The organism is Bifidobacterium sp. LH_419 (assembly GCF_056356955.1).
Map to the genome: position 1 here is coordinate 484,948 of NZ_JBKEVG010000001.1, position 19,096 is coordinate 504,043.

At 67.4% G+C, this 19,096-nt stretch carries 12 protein-coding genes and 1 pseudogene; 3 read left to right on the plus strand and 10 right to left on the minus strand.

Features of this window, described 5'->3' with window-relative positions:
• Positions 1 to 188: 188 nt before the first annotated feature.
• The 6 genes and pseudogenes from AC1AYX_RS02290 to AC1AYX_RS02315 form a co-directional block, all read right to left on the minus strand.
• Positions 189 to 1,286 (minus strand): annotated as a pseudogene (locus AC1AYX_RS02290) (amino acid ABC transporter permease); the annotation flags it as partial.
• Positions 1,287 to 1,293: 7 nt separating this feature from the next.
• Positions 1,294 to 1,971 carry an amino acid ABC transporter permease gene (locus AC1AYX_RS02295; protein ID WP_476502039.1) on the minus strand — a complete coding sequence of 226 codons (678 nt, stop codon included), beginning with the start codon at positions 1,969 to 1,971 and terminating at the stop codon, positions 1,294 to 1,296.
• Positions 1,971 to 2,813 carry a glutamate ABC transporter substrate-binding protein gene (locus AC1AYX_RS02300; protein WP_476501967.1) on the minus strand — a complete coding sequence of 281 codons (843 nt, stop codon included), beginning with the start codon at positions 2,811 to 2,813 and terminating at the stop codon, positions 1,971 to 1,973. Before AC1AYX_RS02300 ends, AC1AYX_RS02295 begins: the two co-directional genes overlap by 1 nt.
• A 31-nt stretch (positions 2,814 to 2,844) precedes the next feature.
• Positions 2,845 to 3,645 carry an amino acid ABC transporter ATP-binding protein gene (locus AC1AYX_RS02305; RefSeq protein WP_476501968.1) on the minus strand — a complete coding sequence of 267 codons (801 nt, stop codon included), beginning with the start codon at positions 3,643 to 3,645 and terminating at the stop codon, positions 2,845 to 2,847.
• A 227-nt stretch (positions 3,646 to 3,872) separates the two neighbouring features.
• Positions 3,873 to 4,430 carry a YbaK/EbsC family protein gene (locus AC1AYX_RS02310; RefSeq protein WP_476501969.1) on the minus strand — a complete coding sequence of 186 codons (558 nt, stop codon included), beginning with the start codon at positions 4,428 to 4,430 and terminating at the stop codon, positions 3,873 to 3,875.
• A gap of 201 nt (positions 4,431 to 4,631) precedes the next feature.
• On the minus strand, positions 4,632 to 6,263 hold the full coding sequence (locus AC1AYX_RS02315) for an ATP-binding cassette domain-containing protein (RefSeq protein WP_476501970.1): 1,632 nt from the start codon (positions 6,261 to 6,263) through the stop codon (positions 4,632 to 4,634).
• A 446-nt stretch (positions 6,264 to 6,709) separates the two neighbouring features.
• Here AC1AYX_RS02315 and AC1AYX_RS02320 point away from each other — a divergent pair, with 446 nt between their 5' ends.
• Positions 6,710 to 7,648, plus strand: coding sequence for an endonuclease domain-containing protein (locus AC1AYX_RS02320; RefSeq protein WP_476501971.1), 939 nt, complete (start codon positions 6,710 to 6,712; stop codon positions 7,646 to 7,648).
• Between the two features lie 153 nt (positions 7,649 to 7,801).
• Here the strand turns inward: AC1AYX_RS02320 and aspS are convergent, their stop codons facing one another.
• Positions 7,802 to 9,601 (minus strand): aspartate--tRNA ligase, encoded by a 1,800-nt coding sequence (gene aspS, locus AC1AYX_RS02325; RefSeq protein WP_476501972.1) that lies wholly within the window; start codon positions 9,599 to 9,601, stop codon positions 7,802 to 7,804.
• Between the two features lie 65 nt (positions 9,602 to 9,666).
• The gene (gene hisS / locus AC1AYX_RS02330; RefSeq protein WP_476501973.1) at positions 9,667 to 11,046 is read right to left on the minus strand and encodes a histidine--tRNA ligase; all 1,380 of its coding nucleotides are present in this window, start codon (positions 11,044 to 11,046) and stop codon (positions 9,667 to 9,669) included.
• Between the two features lie 128 nt (positions 11,047 to 11,174).
• Between hisS and AC1AYX_RS02335 the strand changes: the two genes are divergently transcribed.
• Positions 11,175 to 12,620: a DUF349 domain-containing protein gene (locus AC1AYX_RS02335; protein WP_476501974.1), complete on the plus strand. Its 1,446-nt coding sequence runs from the start codon at positions 11,175 to 11,177 to the stop codon at positions 12,618 to 12,620.
• A 114-nt stretch (positions 12,621 to 12,734) separates the two neighbouring features.
• On the opposite strand, the gene AC1AYX_RS02340 is transcribed toward AC1AYX_RS02335, so the two are convergent.
• A complete protein-coding gene (locus tag AC1AYX_RS02340) occupies positions 12,735 to 14,519 on the minus strand; it encodes a bifunctional metallophosphatase/5'-nucleotidase (RefSeq protein WP_476502040.1) in 1,785 nt (594 codons plus the stop codon).
• 238 nt (positions 14,520 to 14,757) lie between these two features.
• On the opposite strand from AC1AYX_RS02340, the gene AC1AYX_RS02345 reads away from it, so the two are divergent.
• The gene (locus AC1AYX_RS02345) at positions 14,758 to 16,416 is read left to right on the plus strand and encodes an acetolactate synthase large subunit (RefSeq protein WP_476502041.1); all 1,659 of its coding nucleotides are present in this window, start codon (positions 14,758 to 14,760) and stop codon (positions 16,414 to 16,416) included.
• 100 nt (positions 16,417 to 16,516) lie between these two features.
• On the opposite strand, the gene AC1AYX_RS02350 is transcribed toward AC1AYX_RS02345, so the two are convergent.
• Positions 16,517 to 19,096: an ATP-dependent Clp protease ATP-binding subunit gene (locus AC1AYX_RS02350; protein ID WP_476501975.1), complete on the minus strand. Its 2,580-nt coding sequence runs from the start codon at positions 19,094 to 19,096 to the stop codon at positions 16,517 to 16,519.

Below are 19,096 nucleotides of genomic sequence, written 5' to 3' on the forward strand. Positions count from 1 at the left end.
CTTCGTGTCGCTCAGATCTTCGGACGGTGCCCCATGTCGTCGTGGTTGTGGTCCTTCTTGCCGATGTCGCCGTGCGGCTTGAAGACGGCGCGGTCGTGCTTCTCGCCGTGGCCGTACTGGTCGTGGCGTTCGGGCGGTTCGCCGCCGTTCTCCTTGGCGGCCTTGGCGGCGAGGCGCGCCGCCTTCGCGGCCTTCGCCTTGCGTTCCGCCTCCTCGTCGCGGATCAGACGGCCGGTCTCCGGATCGATCTGCGATTCGGGCTGCGTGGCGTCATAACCCTGCTCGTAGCGGGTGCGGCGCCAGTTGCGGATCGACGCGTTCGTGCCGCGGTGGTGCACGTGGTACTGGCGGGGCGCACCGCCGAGCGGCAGCTCCTCCACCTCCTTGGCGACGGCGATCTGGTTGATGTTCGACGGGTCGCCGGCGGCGATCGGCGCGACCGGCTCGGGTTCGGCGGGCGCGGCCGTGCGCTGCTGCATGCGTTCCGGCAGCCATTCGGCGAGTCGGGACAGCAGCCAGCAGGCGATGAAGTAGATGACCGCGGCCATGACGAGCGTCTGCAGGATGTTGAAGTACATCGAGCCGAGTCGACGCGACTCCTGCAGCAGATCCGTGTACATGATGATCGAGCCGAGCGCCGTGTCCTTCAGGACGACGACGAGCTGGGTGACGGCGGCGGGCAGCATCGCGTAGACGGCCTGCGGCACCTCGATCTGGATGAGCGACTGCGTTTCGGTGAGTCCCAGGGCGAGGGACGCCTCACGCTGGCCGTTCGGCAGATTGCCGACGCCGGAGCGCACGAGCTCGGCGACGACCGAGCCGTTGTAGAGCACGAGCGCGATGACGACCGCCCAGTACGAGGGGCTCGGGAATCCGGCGAACGCGAACCAGCGCCAGAAGAAGATCATGAGCAACAGCACCGGCACGGCGCGGCAGAACTCGACGATCACGGCGGACACGCCGCGCACGAGCGGGTTCGGCAGGAGTCGACCCACGCCGAACACGAGGCCGAACAGGACGGCGCCGACCACGGCGAGCACGGTCGCCTTGACGGTCATCCACAGGCCGGGCAGGTAGAAGTCGGTCCACGCCTCCTTCTCGAGGGCGGGCTTCCACAGCTCCCAGCTCAGCTGGTTCTCGCCGTCCGGCGGGTTGTGCAGACGCATGAGCATAAGTACGACGAGCACGGCGAAGACCAGGCCGGCGACCCAGTTGATGATGCGGATGGTGCGGCGGCCCTTAGGACCGGGCGCGTCGAACAGGACGGAATTGGAAGTATCGGCCATGACTCGGTCACCTCCTCACGGCGAGCTTGTTGGACAGGTACGTGGTGAGCATGCCGATCGGGATGATCAGAATCACGTAGCCGAACGCGAAGATCAGGAAGATCTGGATGATGACGTCCGGGCGGAACTCGATCATCTGGCTCATCAGCGACGACGTCTCGGTGGAGACGGACGCGGCGGCGGCGACGGTCGAGTTCTTGAGCAGCGCGATCAGCGTGTTGCCGAGCGGGGCGACCGAACCGCGGAACGCCTGCGGCAGGATGATCTCGGTGGCGGACTGCATGAAGCCGAGGCCCAGCGCGCGGGCCGCCTCGGCCTGGCCGAGCGGCACCGTGTTGATGCCGGAGCGCAGCGACTCGCACACGAACGCGGCCGTGTACAGGCTCAGGCCCATGACCGCCAGCCAGAAGAAGTTCGTGGCGAACGTGTCGGAGAAGGTGAGCTTCAGCTGCGCGTACGCGCCGAGCACCATGAACACCATGATGATGGTGAGCGGCAGGTTCTTGAACAGCTCCACGTAGGCGCCGGCCACGGCCCTGAGGGACGAGATCGGCGAGATGCGCATGACCACGAGGATCACGCCGAGGATCATCGAGAACAGGGCGCTCCACAGGGTCAGTTCGATGTTGACGAGGAACGCGCCGGGCACGTCGTACTGGCTGAACAGTTCGAGGAATCCGTTCATCACTTGTCCCCCTCGCCCTCGTCGGGCGTCGGCGGGTTGTACTCCGCGTTCGGCGTGTACGCCGTGCCCTTCGTGTTGTCACTGATCGCGCGCTTCCAGGAGCCGTCCTGGATCATGTCGACGATCGCGTTGTTGATCTGCGCGGCGAACTTGGTGTCGCCCTTCTTGATGCCCACGCCGTAGTACTCCTGCGTGAACGGCTTGCCGACGACGCGCAGCTTGCCGCGGGAGGCGGAGGCGAGGCCGGCGAGGATGATGTCGTCGGTGGTGACCGCGTCGACGATGCCGGAGAACAGGGCGGTCGCGCATTCCGCGTAGCCCGGCTGCTCCATGAGCTGCACCTCGGAGGCGAACTTCTCCTTGACGGTGGCAGCGGAGGTCGAACCGGTCACGGAGCACAGGCGCTTGCCGTTGAGGTCCTCGGGGCCGTTGATGGACGTGTCGTCCTTGCGCACGAGCAGGTCCTGGCCGGCCACGAAGTACGGGCCGGCGAAGGAGACGGCCTTCTTGCGCTCGTCGGTGATCGAATAGGTGGCGAGGATCATGTCCACGTCGCCGTTCTGGAGCATGGCCTCACGCTGCTTGGACGGGGCCTCCTTCCAGATGATCTCGTCCTCGGAGTAGCCGAGCTTCTTGGCGATGTACTTGGCCACGTCCACGTCGAAGCCGACGTAGGTGCCGGACTTCTTGAAGCCGAGGCCCGGCTGGTCGAACTTGATGCCGATGCGGATCTTGCCCGCCTCGTCGGAGCCGCAGGCGGCCAGCGACATCGTGCAGGCGAGCGCGGCCACGACGGCGATCGCGCGGCGCGCCATCCGCTTCACTGATGGTTTGAACGTCATATGCTTGCCTTCTTGTCTTTCCCTCGGTCCGTCAGTGGGTGAGGATCTTCGACAGGAAGTCCTTGGCGCGCTCGGTCTTCGGATGCTCGAAGAACTCGTCGGGCGTGTTCTGTTCGAGGATCTGGCCGTCGGCCATGAACACGATGCGGTCCGCGGCCTTGCGCGCGAAGCCCATCTCGTGGGTGACGCACAGCATGGTCATGCCCTCGTGGGCGAGCTCGACCATGACGTCGAGCACCTCGTTGACCATCTCCGGGTCGAGCGCGGAGGTCGGCTCGTCGAACAGCATGACCTTCGGGCGCATGGCGAGCGCGCGGGCGATGGCGACGCGCTGCTGCTGGCCGCCGGAGAGCTGGGAGGGCATCTTGCCCGCCTGCGAGTCGACGCCGACGCGGGCGAGCAGGTCCATGGCGAGGCGTTCGGCCTCCTTCTTGTCCATATGGCGGACCTTGATCGGCGCGAGCGTCACGTTCTCCAGGATGGTCTTGTTGGCGAACAGGTTGAACGACTGGAACACCATGCCGACCTCGGCGCGCAGGTTGGCGAGCTCCCTGCCCTCCTGCGGCAGGGCTTTGCCGTCGATGCGGATGTCGCCGGAGTCGATGGTCTCCAGACGGTTGATGGTGCGGCACATCGTGGACTTGCCGGAGCCGGACGGGCCGACGATGACGAGCACCTCGCCCTTGTTGACGGTGAGGTTGATGTCTTTCAGGACGTGCAGATCGCCGAAGTGCTTCTCGACGTGGGTCAGCTCGACGAGCGGGTGGCCGGAGGTCTCATTGCCCGGCACGAGGGGCGCGACGGGGCGCGTTTCTTCTAGTTTCTCTGACATGGGAGGTCAGTATAACGGCACTGTGTTACCGGCAGACTACCAGCCGGACATCAACTGTTCACCATGTGAGACACTTATCCATCATCCCGCCCCATTCCCCAGCGCCCTCTTCCCCATGGTGCGGCAACACACTTCCTCCACAACCCCGGAATCAAGCCGTTTCGCGCCACCGCACCATGGGTGATTCATCGCACCATGGGGGTTTCACCGCACCATGGGCACGCGCGTCACTGCACCGGACGCGGCTTGCCGAGGCCCGCGACGAACCGCACGCCCGGGATGTCGGCGAAGATCGAACCGTCCACCACGAGCTTGGAGGGGCGCACGCCGGAACCCAGATACAGCTTCGGGATCGACAGGATGTGCTGGTCGACGAGCAGCGGCCAGGACTCCGGCAGGCCGATCGGCGACATGCCGCCCGACTCCATGCCGGTCGCCTCGACGGCCGCCGCGATCGGCGCGAAGCTCACCTTGGACACCTCCAGCGTGTGCTTGACGACGCCGTTGAGGTCGGCGCGCGTGTCCGCCGTGACGAACGCGGCGGCGAACTGCGGCGGCGCCTTGCGCGTCTTGTGCGTGTGCACGACGACCACGTTGCCGGTGATCGAGAACGGCACCCCGTACTTCGGGCACCACAGGTCGGTATCCGACTCCTCGTCCGTGTTGATGGTCACGCCCAGGATCTTCGATTCCGGCACCCCGGCCGCGACCATCGCGTTCAGCTTGTCGAACACCGGCTTCGCCAGCAGGTCCCCGTCATGCCAGTCCAGTATCTCCAACGTCATAAGTCCCCCTTCGTCATGCGTTCGTCCGCCCAGCATAGCGGCGCCCACCACGCCGCCGCCCGGCGCGCCTATACCCGTTCCCTATAACCGGTTCCATCCGCACCCCATCCCCATGGTGCGGCGATGTCCCCATGGTGCGACAACACACTTCCTCCATAACCCCGGAATCAAGCCGTTTCACGCCACCGCACCATGGGGGTTTTACCGCACCATGGGAATGCAGGTTCCAAGGAAGCGCTCGTCGTGGGAGACGACGACCAGCGCGCCCGGGTAATCAGCCAGCAAGCGGGCCAGCGACGCCTTCGACGACAGGTCGAGATGATTCGTCGGCTCGTCCATGACGATCAATTGCGGACCGTCCGGCAACGCCAGACACACCAGAAGCTTGCGCAGTTCGCCCGGCGACGGGGATTCCCCGGCCAACAGCCGGTCCGGGTCGGCGTTGAGCCGCGCGTACGCGCCCAGCACACGGGCCCGGTCGCCGGCGGACAGCCCCTGCAAACGGCCCATCGCCGTATCGCGGTCATCGTCGGTGAGTTCCTGGGCGACAATCAGTTTCGGTACGTCGGCGGCGTGCGCGAGCATCGTGCGCAACAACGTCGACTTGCCGGTGCCGTTCGGCCCCGTCACCGCGACATGGTCGCGCGGACCGACCGAGATCGTCGGGATCGCAAGTCCTATGGCCGAAGTCTCGTCGACGGCCGGCGACAGTCGGATGCGTCCGCCGGAGACGACGGCCCGCGACAACCCGGACGAGTCGGACGAGTCGAGTCCTAGGCCGTCCTTGCTCACGCTTTCCGGCCCGGTATCGGCGGCGTCCCGTCCGTCGAACCGGACCACGCCCGAATCCAGTCGTATCAATTCGCGTCGCCGGCTCGGCGCAATGTCCATCCAGATGTCACCGTCGTAGCGTTTCGCCGCGACCGTGAGATCCGCCTCCCGCCGCCGCGCCGCAATCGCCCGGGCGTCGAGCCGCGCGTAGGCGCGGGTGACTCCGCGGTCGAGACCGGTCATCTTCGCCAATTGGCGTCTGTCCCTCGCGTCATGGTCGTGTCGGTCGATATGGCGGCCGCCGCGTTTCGCCGCCTCGACCTGCCGCACCTTGCCGAACTCCCGCGCGCGGGACGCCGCCAATCGGGCGGTCTCGCGCCGCGCCTCGGACAACGCGGCGGCGTCGGCGTCGTCGCGCGCCGCGATCGTCGCCGAGACCTGCGTCCATCCGCCCGGAACCGCGTCGACGACGGTCACGTTGCGGGAGCCGACGTGACGTCGCGAGAAGACGACGCACCGGCCGCAGGTCGCGTCGATGAGCGCCGCGTCGTGCGAGACGACGACGCCGATGCCGCGGTAGGCGCGCATCGCGTCGACGATGCGCGCCCGCGCGACGGCGTCGACATGGTTCGTCGGCTCGTCGAGTATCAGCACGTCGGGGCGTGCGGCGAGCGCGCAGGCGAGCTGCACGCGCTTCCTCTCGCCGCCGGACAGCGTGTCGTAACGGTACGGCCAGTCGTCGCCCACGCCGAGCATGTCGCGTACGGCGATCGTCTCGGGCGACCAGTCGGCGGCGAACATGTCGAGACGTTCCGGCGAGACGTCGACGCCTTGCGGGCAATGGCCGATGACGAGACGTTTCGGATTGGGCGTGACGGTTCCCCCATCGGGGATGACGGTGCCGCGCACGATGGCCATGAGTGTGGATTTGCCGATGCCGTTGTCGCCGACGACGGCGGTCCAGCCGCGCGGGAACGATACGTCGACGTCGGCGAACAACGGCTCCGGAGCGTCCGGATAGGTGAAGGTGATATTGGTGAGAGTGAGGATGGAGGGTTGCATGGGTCGCGCCTTTCACGTCGGGCGTGCCGCTTGGGATGCGATGTCGATGACGGCGTGGGACCGGATACGGCCAACGGGCCCGGCACATATCGTCGCCTGCGATCGGCCACGCCCGGACGGGCGGAAGCCTGAGCCCATTGACGGATGACGCGCGGCGGCACGCTTCGACGCGTGGTCCCGCTGGAGTACCGTCATCCTTCACAGGCGCAACTTGGCTGGTTTCCTTTCGTTCGGTTCCTCTGGCATATCGAAGAACCCGTATTCACGATGCCGTTCGTACATTAGGACGAAACGACGACTTCGCCGATTGTGGACAATCCGACGGGACACGCCGTAGCGGCATCCGGAATCGACCGGGTTATCCACATCGCCCGGAATCATGTCCCTCCCGATCCGGCTTCGGTTATCATGCCCGGATGAACACATACGGCTATGACGAAGCGCCCATGGACGGCGAGGTCCACGATTACGTGAGACGCCGCCTGAACGAACAGGCGGCGGCAAAGGCGCAGGCGTGCCTGGGGCTGCTGCCGCGGGTGAGGACGGAGCGCACGACCTGCTTCGCCTTGGACACGGCGTTGACGCTGTACGCCGTCGAAACGCCACGATGCGGCGGACTGCCACGATGTGATTTCCGCGTCGTCGTGCGCGACCGTGTGGCACGATCGTCCCTCGACGGCGTCGATTTCCGCACCTGGAACCAGCCGTTCGCCACGTATACGTTCCCCAACGGATTGGTATGCGTGCATCCCATCGATACGTGGATCCAATACGCCCGATATCTGGATCTCACCGAGATGGTGGTGCTCGGCGAAGCGATCGTCCGACGATTCGGGTACGCGTTCGATGATCTCGCCAATCGGCTTACGGCGTTTCGCCGCATCGCCGGCCGGGCGCGATGCGACGCGGCCCGACCGCTCATGCGACCGTCCGACTCCGTGCAGGAGACCCGTTCGCGGCTCGCGCTGCTGCGGTATGGCCTGCCGATGCCGGTCATGCATCATGCCGTCGCGGCTCCCGGTGGAACGACCCGGTACGTCGTTGACATGGCGTACCCGGAGCGCCGTGTCGCCATCGAATACGACGGCGACCATCATCGCCGGTTCCGCAGCCAATACGTCCGGGACCAGCGCAAACGCCGGGAGCTGCGCGCGATGGGGTGGACGGTCATCGAGACGTTCGCCGACGACATACGTGACGCCGACGGACGATGTGACTTCGCGCGACGTGTGGCGGACGCGGCCGGCATGCCGTTCACGGCGATGCCGAGCCGCGCGCATCGCGCGCTCGCAGACCCGTCCCTCCGTCCCAACGCGCGCCGCGGCGAATACCATCGACGCGCCTTGGCGCGCGAGGCGTCCATGCACCGCCCCATGGTGCGGTGACCTTCCCATGGTGCGGCAACACACTTTCTCCACAACCGCGAAATCAAGCCGTTTTGCGACACCGCACCATGGGGGTTTTACCGCACCATGGGAACGGGTGGGTTTGAAAAAGGGTGAGCCCCCTGATGGGGGCTCACCCTTGGATGGGGACGATCAGTCCTCGTCCTCTTCCGGGTCGTAGTCGACGCCGGTCTCGGCACGCTGCTCGGCCGAGATCGGGGCCGGGGCACCGGTCAGCGGGTCGCGGCCGCCGCCCGCCTTCGGGAAGGCGATGACGTCGCGGATGGTGTCGGCGCCGGCGAGGATCGACACGGTGCGGTCCCAGCCGAGGGCGATGCCCGCATGCGGCGGGGCGCCGTACTTGAACGCCTCGAGCAGGAAGCCGAACTTCTCGGCCGCCTCCTCGGAGGAGATGCCGAGGACGTTGAGCACGCGGTCCTGGATGTCGTCGCGGTGGATACGCACCGAACCGCCGCCCATCTCCTCGCCGTTGCAGACGATGTCGTAGGAGTCGGACATGGCGTGCTCCGGATCCTGGTCGAACTTGTCGATCCAGTCCTTGGACGGCATCGTGAACGGGTGGTGCATGGAGGTCCACTTGGAGTGGCCGACCGCCACGTCGTCGTCGTCCGGATCGTCGGTCGGCTTGAACAGCGGGAAGTCGACGACCCACGTGAACGCGAACTTCTTCGGGTCCAGGAGTCCCGCGCGGGAGGCGAGCTCGACGCGCACGGCGCCCAGCAGCAGCTGGGAGGACTCGCGGGAGCCGGCGGCGAAGAACACGGCGTCGCCCGGCTCGGCGCCCACGGCCTGCATCAGGCCATTGCGCTCCGCTTCGGACAGGTTCTTGGCGACGGGTCCCTTGAGCTCGCCGTCCTCGGTGAAGGACACGTAGGCGAGGCCCTTGGCGCCGCGCTGCTTGGCCCACTCCTGCCACGCGTCGAACTGGCGACGCGGCGTGGAGGCGCCGCCCTTGAACAGGACCGCGCCCACATAGGGGGCCTGGAACACGCGGAACGGCGTGTCCTTGAAGTATTCGGTGAGCTCGATGAGCGGGTTGCCGAAGCGCAGGTCCGGCTTGTCGGAGCCGTACTTGTCCATGGCGTCCTGCCAGGTGATGCGCGGCAGCGGCAGCTGCACCTCGTAGCCGGCGGTCTTCCAGATGGCGGCGATGACCTTCTCGGCCATGGCCATGACGTCCTCCTGGTCGACGTACGCCATCTCCATGTCGAGCTGCGTGAACTCGGGCTGGCGGTCGGCGCGGAAGTCCTCGTCGCGGTAGCAGCGGGCCAGCTGGTAGTAGCGCTCGACGCCGGAGACCATGAGCAGCTGCTTGAGCAGCTGCGGGGACTGCGGCAGCGCGTACCAGGAGCCGGGCACGAGGCGGGCCGGCACGACGAAGTCGCGGGCGCCCTCCGGGGTGGACTTGATGAACGTCGGGGTCTCGACCTCGGTGAAGTCCATGTCCTCCAGGGCGTGGCGGGCGGCCTTGGCCATGTCGGAGCGCAGCTTGAGGTTGTGCTGCATGGACGGGCGGCGCAGGTCGAGGTAGCGGTACTTCAGGCGCACATCCTCGCCGGGCAGCTTGTTCTCGGACTCGTTCTCGAGCGCGGTGGACACCTGGAACGGCAGGGCGTCGGACTTGGCGAGCACCTCGATGGTCTCGGCGACGACCTCGATCTTGCCGGTGGCGAGATGCTCGTTCTCGTTGCCCTCCGGGCGCAGGCGGACCTCGCCGACGACCTGGATGACGAATTCGCTGCGCAGCGGGCGGGCCATGTCCTCGTCGTAGATGACGACCTGCACGAGGCCGGTCGCATCGCGCAGATCGATGAAGGCGACGCCGCCGTGGTCGCGGCGACGGTCGACCCAACCGGCGAGGGTGACCTTCTGACCGACCAGCGCCTCGGTGACTTCGGTGGCATGGTGTGTTCTGTAAGCCGTCTGGCTCATGCTTCCTCTTTCAGTTCTTGACGTGTCCCGACACGCCGTCCGACACGACGCGGGGACGGCGGTTCTCAGTCGATGACTACGGTTTGCCGGGCACTAACAGTATCCGGCTCCCATGACGTGGCGTCGGCCGGGTTCTGGTCGCCGGAGACGATGTTCTTCACCTCGTCGCCCGCGCCCTCCTGGCCGGGGAACCACACGTACGGGATGCCGAGCTTGTCGGCGTACTTGATCTGCTTGCCGAGCTTGGCCGCGGTGGGCGCCACGTCGGCGGCGATGCCGCGCGAGCGCAGCGTGTTCGCGATCGCGTTCGACGCGGCGCGGTCCTCCTCGTTCCATACGGCGACAAGCACGCTGGCCGGCGAGACGCGGCTCGCGTGCGCGCCGGCGGTGTGCAGCATGTAGCTGACGAGACGGCTCAGGCCGATGGACAGGCCCACGCCCGGGTACTTGCGGCTGCCCTGCGAGGCGAGGTTGTCGTAGCGGCCGCCCGAGCAGATCGAGCCGAGCGACGCGGCGCCGTCGAGGAACGTCTCGTAGACGGAGCCGGTGTAGTAGTCGAGTCCGCGCGCGATCTTGAGGTCGGCGATCACGGAGCCGGGGCGGATGGCCGCGGCCTGGTCGACGATCATCGCGAGCGTGTCGAGGCCCTGCTTGGCGAGCGCGTACGCCTCGGAATCGGCCGCGATGCCATGGGCCGCGCACAGCGCGTCGAACTTCGACGCGAGCTCGGCGCCGTCGGCGGCGGTCAGCTCGGCGAGTTCGAGGCAGGCGCGCGCCTGCGCCTCGGACGCGCCGCACTCCTCGACGAGGAGCTTCGCGACCTCGTCGGCGCCGATCTTGTCGAGCTTGTCGATCTCGCGCAGCACGCCTTCGATGTCGGTCAGGCCGAGCCCGCGGTAGAAGCCCTCGGACAGCTTGCGGTTGTTCGCGTGCACGGTCGCCTTCGGCAGGCCGAACGCGCGCAGGCGTTCGAGCGCCGAGACCATGACGAGCGGCAGCTCCACCTCGTAGTGGTCGGGCAGGTCGCCCTGTCCGATCACGTCGATGTCGGCCTGGACGAATTCGCGGTAGCGGCCCTCCTGGGGACGTTCGCCGCGCCAGACCTTCTGGATCTGCCACCGCTTGAACGGGAAGGCGAGCTGGCCGGAATGCTCGACCACGTACCGGCTCAGCGGCACGGTGAGGTCGAAGTGCAGGCCGAGCCGTTCCTCGATCGGGGTGTCGGACTCGCGACCGACCTCCTGCAGACGGGACAGCAGGTAGATCTCCTTGCTGGTCTCGCCTTTCTTCAGCAGGGACGCTCCGGTCTCCACGGCACGGGTCTCGATGCCGAGGAAGCCGTTGAGCTCGAAAACCTCACGGAGCGTGTCGATGACACGCTGCTCCACAACGCGTTCAGAGGGGAGCCACTCTGGAAATCCTGAAATTGATGCGCCTTTAGCCACGGAATCAATATAATAGGTGAGGGTTGCGTCAAACATCGCCATATTCCCATGGGGGTCCGAGCGGATTCCCCGGGTATCGCGATGCGGGATGCACGCCGCACATACTTCCAAGCTGTAAGGAGCTGGCCATGGCCGACGAGAACGTCACCGAAACCGAGAACACCACCGAGCCCACCGAGCAGGCGACGCAGCCCGCGGTGGAACAGACCGCGCCCGCGGCAGCTCCGAAACCCTCGGCGATGCCGAAGCCGCACGCGCCGTCCCCGGCCGCGTTCGCCCACAAGCCCGCCGCCGCGCGCCCCGCCGCGTCGGCCGCCAAGAGCGGCCACGCCGAGGCCGCGATCCACGAGGCCGAGGCGTTCGGCCGCGTCGCCGACGACGGCACCGTGTACGTCAGGGAGGGCGAGACCGAGCGCGAGGTCGGCCAGTTCCCGGACGTGTCCAAGGAGGAGGCGCTGGCCCTGTACGCCCGCCGCTTCCTGGACCTCAAGGCGAAGCTCGACGCGCTGGCGGGCCGCCTCAAGTCCCGCAACGTCAAGCCGCGCGAGATCGACGAGTCCCTGAAGATGCTCGCCGAGGAGACCGCCTCGCCGGCCGTCGTCGGCGACATCGCCGCCCTGAAGGCCCAGTACGAGGAGCTGAAGGCCGCCGGCGAGGCGAAGAAGGCGCAGATCGCCGAGGCGCGCAAGGCCGCGATGGCGAAGGCCATCGAAGGCCGTACCGCCATCGTCGTGAAGGCCGAGGAGCTGGCCGCGTCGCTCGGCGACAACACGAACTGGCGTTCCACGGCGGACAAGTTCCGCGCCCTGTTCGACGAGTGGCAGGAGCACCAGCGCAACAACGTGCGCATCGACAAGAAGGACGCCGACGAGCTGTGGAAGCGCTTCTCCGCCGCCCGCACCACGTTCAACCAGGCGCGCCGCAAGTGGGCGCAGGCCCGCGACGTGGAGCGCAAGGAGGCCCGCGACGCCAAGGAGGCGATCATCGCCGAGGCGAACGAGCTCAAGGACTCCACCGCGTGGGGCGAGACCTCCCGCAAGTTCAACGAGCTGATGGACCGCTGGAAGAAGGCGGGCCGCGCCGGCCGCAACGAGGACGACGCCCTGTGGGCGCAGTTCCGCGAGGCCGCCGACACCTTCTTCAACGCGCGTCAGGCCGACCGCGACCAGATCTCCTCCTCGGAGAAGGAGAACCTGGCCGCCAAGGAGGCGCTGCTCGTCAAGGCGGAGGCGCTCGTGCCGGTCGCCGACGAGAAGGCCGCCAAGCACGCCCGCCAGGAGCTCGCGAAGATTCAGGAGGAGTGGGACCAGATCGGCTACGTGCCGCGTGACGACATGCGCCGCATCGAGGGCCGCCTGGACGCGGTCGACAAGCAGATCAAGGCCGTCGAGGACGCCGCCTGGAAGCAGTCCGATCCGGAGGCCGACGCCCGCAAGTCCAGCTTCGAGGAGCAGCTCAACGCCCAGCTCGCCGAGCTCGACGAGAAGATCGCCGCCGAGTCCGACCCGAAGAAGAAGGCGAAGCTCGAGGCCGAGAAGGCCACGAAGGAGCAGTGGCTCAACGCGGTGAAGTGATGCCGCGCGCCGCGTAGCGCGGTCCACGCCACGTGTAAAAAAAGGCCCGTCGTGAAGGAATTCACGACGGGCCTTTTCGTATGAGTCTCTCCCCAGTCGGCTTCGCCGCCGTCCCTACACGAGCACGGTGCCGGTGACGGGCAGCGGGATGCGCACATCCGGGTGACGGCCGAGATAGTCGGCGAGCGCCTCGCCGTACCCCATGTCGAGCTCGTGGTAGCTGCTGCCGGCGCGGAACGCGGTGTACCGGTCGCCGCCCTGGAGGAGGAACGAGTTGGATGCGGCGATGACGAGGTCGTCGTCGCCGATCTCGCGCCCGTCGACCGTGAGTCCCACGATCGACGCGCCGCCCGCGTCGTCCGCGCTCTCCCCCGGCACGTCGGGCGCCTGCCCGCCGGTCACGTACCGGTACCGCACGTTGCCGGACACGCCGAGACGCGAGATGACGGTGCGGCCGCCGTGTTCGCGCCATTGCTGGGCGAGCACGGCCTTGAGCTCGCGTCCGGTGAGCGTGGTCTTCGCGACCTTGAACTGGAGCGCCATCATGCTGTCGACCTCGCGCAGGGTGATCTTCCCGTCGCCGTTCTGGTCGAGGTTCGCGGTCCTCAGACTTCCCTCGTTGGAGAATCCGACGACGGGTATCCGGTCGCCGGCGTACAAATCGCGGCGCACGGCCTCGCGTTCGGCGTCGGCGACGAGCACGCCGAGCGCGCTTTCCGTGCCGGGCGACGGCACCTTGCCGAAGTAGGCGTCGCGCGCGATGGTGCCGACGACACGCCCGCCGACACGCCGCGCGCCCGCCGCGGCCTTCCGCCAGATGGCGGCGGCGCGGCGCACGCGCGCGTCGGTCTCGCCGGCCGACCGCCACGCGGCCTGTTTCGCATGGGCGACGCCGTCGGTGCCGTCCGCGCCGTCGAGCGCGTAGACGCCGGCGACGTCGGTCGGCGTCATGCCGTTGCCGGGGTCGACGTCACGCACGGCGACGTGCGACGTGCGTCCGGAGCCGGTGATGACGAGATCCTGCACGGCCATGTCGCGCCCGAAGCTGCCCGCTTCGATGATGGGGGCGCCGGCGGCGGTCGTCATGCGTTTGACGGCGTGGCTGTGACCGGCGTAGACGAGGTCGACGTTATGGTCGAGCGCCGCCGCGCCGGTTCCGGCGGCGGCGGACGCGTCGGCGTGGATGAGCGCGACGACGGCGTCGGCTTCGCCGTTCGCCTCGTCGCCGTCGCTGAGCTGGTCGGCGACGCGGTTGACGGCGTGGACTGCGGTCTCGTCGAGGTCGGCGTCGCGGGTGATCTGCGGCGTGGCGACGGCGCCGAGTGCGTCGGTGAGCGCGCCGACGAACGCGACGCGTTTGCCGTTGACCGTGCGGATCGTGTAGTCCTTGACGTGGCTCAGCAGGCCGTCGGGCGTCTTGTTCGCGGCGGACACGTTGGCACTCAGCCAGTCGATGCCGTTGGCGGGCGCGGCGACGCGGTCGTTGAAGTCGGCGACGCCGCGGTCGAACTCGTGGTTGCCGACGGCGGAGATGGTCAGTCCCCACGCCTTGGCCATGTCGAGCGTGGGCTGGTCCTTCTCGTACGCGGATTCGTAGGGGCTGCCGCCGACGAGGTCGCCGGCGGAGACGGGCACCGTGTTCCCCGGGTTGTGCGCGTCGGCGAGCGCGAATCCGGCGGCGTTCGCCTCGCCGCGTTCGATGTGCCCGTGGAAGTCGGTGATGTCGGCGATGGTGACGGTGCGTTCGCCCGTGGCCGCGTCCGCGCCGGAGAAGGGAACGGTTCCCGGGTTCGACGCGGACGCGTGCGGGGCCGCGAGCGCCGCGACGAGAAGGAACGTGATACCTGCGATGGCGACCCACGGTCGCCTGCCGGCCTTCGTGCGCCGGCCTGACTGCATCCTGCTCACGATTGCAAGGTATGCCGCGTGGTTGAACGGCGTTCCCGCGCATGCCGTCGCGCAGGTGAATTCTCAGTGGCTTCTGAGTGGGGGCCGGAGGTCCCGTCCGACACGCGTCCACTATGCGGCGGGAGGCCCAAACGCACATCGGTGCTGTTACACTATCCCTACCGTGAACGCTACAGACGCAACGGCATCCACGGCGACCGAGCCGCAGGAGCAATCGAAGAAGACCCACATCCGCACCGTCGCCGACCTGTTCGTCGAATGTCTCGTCAACGAGGGCGTGGAGACCATGTACGGCATCCCCGGCGAGGAGAACATCCCGCTCATGGAGGCCATCGAGCGTGACGGGCGCATCCGCTTCGTCCTGACCCGTCACGAGCAGGGCGCCGGTTTCATGGCCGCCACACAGGGCCACCTGACCGGCAAGCCGGGCGTGTGCCTGGCGACGCTCGGCCCGGGCGCGCTGAACCTCACGCTGCCGGTCGCGCAGGCGAACGCGAGCACGACGCCGCTGGTTGCGATCTGCGCGCAGGGCAACGTGACCCGTCTGTATAAGGAGTCGCATCAGATCGTCGACCTGGTGAGCGTGTTCCGTCCGCTCACCCAGTGGACGTCGATGGTGATGGAGCCCGCCTCGGTGCCGGAGATGGTGCGCAAGGCGTTCTCGATCGCCCAGCGCAACCGTCCGGGCGCCACCTGCCTGATTCTGCCGGAGGACGTGGCCGAGATGCCGGCGCCCGAAGGCGCGCATCCGCTGCCGCTGCCGAACCCGATGAGCTTCGCGCCCACGCCGGACACGATCGAACGCGCGGTGAGCATCATCCGCGGCGCGAAGCATCCGATCATCCTCGCCGGCAACGGCGTGGCGCGCGGCAACGCGGAGAACCGTCTGCTCGCCCTGGCCGAGCAGCTCAACGTGCCGGTGGCGACCACGTTCGAAGGCAAGGGCGTGATCTCCGACCGCATCCCGCTGGCGCTCGGCGTGGTCGGCTTCATGCGCCACGACTACGAGAACTTCGCGTTCGACGAGGCGGACCTCATCATCGCGGTCGGCTTCTCGATCCAGCAGTTCGATCCGAAGAAGATCAACCCGAACGACGACAAGACGATCATCCACATCAACACGTTCATCGAGGACACGGACGCGCATTACTCGACGGCCCTGAACATCATGGGCAACATCGACGCGACCCTGTCCGCGCTGGTCGACGCGCTGGCACGCCAGCATGTGACGTTCGGCGTGTCCCATCCGAAGATCCACGAGCTGCTGACGGACGAGTACGAGTCGTACGCGCAGGATGACTCGTTCCCGCTCAAGCCGCAGCGCATCGTCGCCGACACGCGCCGCGCGATGGAAACCGACACGGACATCGCGCTCGTCGACACGGGCGCGTTGAAGATGTGGATGGCGCGCCTCTACCCCACGTACTATTCGAACACGTGCGTGATCGACAATTCGCTGTCGACGATGGCGTGGACGTTGCCCGGCGCGGTCGCCGCCTCGCTGGAGAACCCGGGCCGTCCGGTGCTCGCGGTGATGGGCGACGGCTCGTTCATGATGAACGTGCAGGAGATCGAGACGGCGGTGCGCGTGGGCGCGCGCATCGTGATCCTCGTGTGGGTGGACGAGGCGTACGGCCTCATCAAATGGAAGATGGACCTGCATGACGGCAGCCACGAGTACGTGGACTTCAACAATCCGGACGTGGTGGCGCTCGGCATGAGCTTCGGCGCGAAGGGCCATCTCATCGAATCGGCGGACGAGCTGTACCCGACGCTGCGCGCCGCGCTGCGCTCCGGCTCGGGCATCGACATCATCGCCTGCCCGGTCGACTATTCGGAGAACATGAAGCTCATCGACAAGCTCGGCGAGGTCGACTTCAGCGCCTGACCGCCTTCCGGCCGCCGATGCATGACCATGCATGACATACGACGAAGGGCTTCGGTTCCAGCTGGAACCGAAGCCCTTTCACGTTGCTACGGACGGAGCGTCACTCCGCGTCGCCGGAGGCGTCGCCCGCGACCGGGGCCGCGTCGGCGCCGACCAACTCGGGCTCACCGCCTTCGCCGGACCCGCCTTCCGCGTCGGTCTTCGGCTCCTCGAAGTCCTCGCCCTTGAACGTGAACTCGCCGAGGATGCCTTCGCCCTCCGCGTCGACGACCACGCGCTGGCCGTCCTTGAGCTCGCCCATGAGGATCTTCTCGGAGATCGCGTCCTCGATGTCGCGCTGGATCACGCGGCGCAGCGGACGGGCGCCGAGCAGCGGGTCGAAGCCCTTCTGCGCGAGCAGGTCCTTCGCGGCGTCGGTGAGTTCGAGCGACATGTGGCGGTCGAACAGGCGGTCGTTGAGCTGCTTGACGTCGAGGTCGACGATCTGGCGCACCTGCGGCTCGGTGAGCTGCTTGAACACGATGATGTCGTCCAGGCGGTTGAGGAACTCGGGGCGGAACTGCTGCTTGAGTTCGGCGCTCACCTGCTCCTTCATGCGCTGGTAGCTGGACTCGGTGTTCGAGCCCAGGTTGAAGCCCGTGTTGGCGGCCTTCGCGATGTCGCGCGTGCCCAGGTTGGTGGTCAGGATGATGATCGTGTTCTTGAAGTCCACCTTGCGGCCCTGGCCGTCGGTCAGATGGCCGTCGTCGAGCACCTGCAGCAGCGTGTTGAAGATGTCCGGGTGGGCCTTCTCGATCTCGTCGAACAGCACGACGGAGAACGGCTTGCGGCGCACCTTCTCGGTGAGCTCGCCGCCCTCCTCGTAGCCGACGTACCCCGGGGGCGCGCCGAACAGGCGCGAGGCGGCGTACTTCTCGGAGAACTCGGACATGTCGACGCGGATGAGCGCGTCCTCGTCGTCGAACAGGAACTCGGCAAGCGTCTTGGCCAGCTCGGTCTTGCCGACGCCGGTGGGGCCGGCGAAGATGAACGAGCCGGACGGGCGCTTCGGGTCCTTGAGACCGACGCGCGTGCGGCGGATGGAACGGGACAGCGCGGAGACCGCCTCGTCCTGGCCGATGATGCGCTTGTGCAGCTCCTTCTCCATGTTGAGGAGCTTCTTGGACTCGGCCTGCGTGAGCTTGAACACGGGGATGCCGGTGGTGGAGGAGATGACCTCGGCGATCACGTCCTCGTCCACGACCATCTTCACGTCGGACTCGCCCTCGTGCCAGGCCTTCTGCTTCTCCTTGAGCTCGGCCTGCATCTTCTCGAGGTCGTCCCTCAGGGAGGCGGCCTTCTCGAAGTCCTGGTCCTTGACGGCCTGCTCCTTCTCGGCGGAGAGCTTCGCGACCTTCTGGTCGAGCTCCTTCAGCTCCGGCGGCGTGGTCAGGCGCTTGATGCGCAGGCGCGCGCCGGCCTCGTCGATCAGGTCGATGGCCTTGTCGGGCAGGTTGCGGTCCTGGATGTAGCGGGCCGACAGCTCGGCGGCGGACTGGAGCGCGCCGTCGGTGATGGTCACCTTGTGGTGGTTCTCGTAGCGCGAGCGCAGGCCCTTCAGGATCTCGATGGTCTCGGCGATCGTCGGCTCGTGCACCTGGATCGGCTGGAAGCGGCGTTCGAGGGCCGCGTCCTTCTCGATGTACTTGCGGTACTCGTCGGTCGTGGTCGCGCCGATGGTCTGCAGTTCGCCGCGCGCGAGCATCGGCTTGAGCATGTCGGACGCGCCGAGCGCGCCGTCGGCCGAACCGGCGCCGACGATCGTGTGGATCTCGTCGATGAACAGCACGATGTCGCCGCGGGTCTTGATCTCCTTGAGCACCTTCTTGAGACGCTCCTCGAAGTCGCCGCGGTAGCGCGAGCCGGCCACCATCGAGCCGAGGTCCAGCGAGTAGACCTGCTTGCCCTTGAGGGTCTCCGGCACGTCGCCTTCCTGGATCTTCTGCGCCAGGCCCTCGACGACGGCGGTCTTGCCGACGCCGGGCTCGCCGATCAGCACCGGGTTGTTCTTGGTGCGGCGGGAGAGCACGACCATGACGCGCTCGATTTCCTTGGAGCGGCCGATGACCGGGTCGAGCTTGCCCTCGGCGGCCTCGGCCGTGAGGTTGCGGCCGAACTGGTCGAGGATCGCCGAACCGGACTTGTTGGCCTTGTCGGCCACGCCGCCGGCGTTCGCCAGATCGCCCTTGCCCTTGCCGTCGCCGGAGTTGCCGCGGATCATGTCGATGGTGGTGGAGCGCAGCTCCCCCAGGTCGACGTCCATCTTGATGAGCACCTGCGTGCCCACGCCTTCGCCCTCGCGGATGAGACCCAGCAGGATGTGCTCGGTGCCGATGTAGCTGTGGCCGAGCTGCAGCGCCTCGCGCAGGCTCAGTTCGAGCACCTGCTTGGCGTGCGTGGTGAAGGGTATGTGGCCGTTGGACGTCGCGTTGCCCTTGCCGATCATCTCCTCGACCTGCTTGCGGGTGGCGTCGAGCTCCACGCCCTTCGCGGCGAGCGCCTTGGCGGCCACGCCCTCACCTTCGCGGATCAGTCCGAGCAGGAGGTGTTCGGTGCCGATGTAGTTGTGCTGGAGGGAGCGTGCCTCCTCCTGCGCCAACACGATCACGCGCCGCGCACGGTCTGTGAACCGTTCGAACAT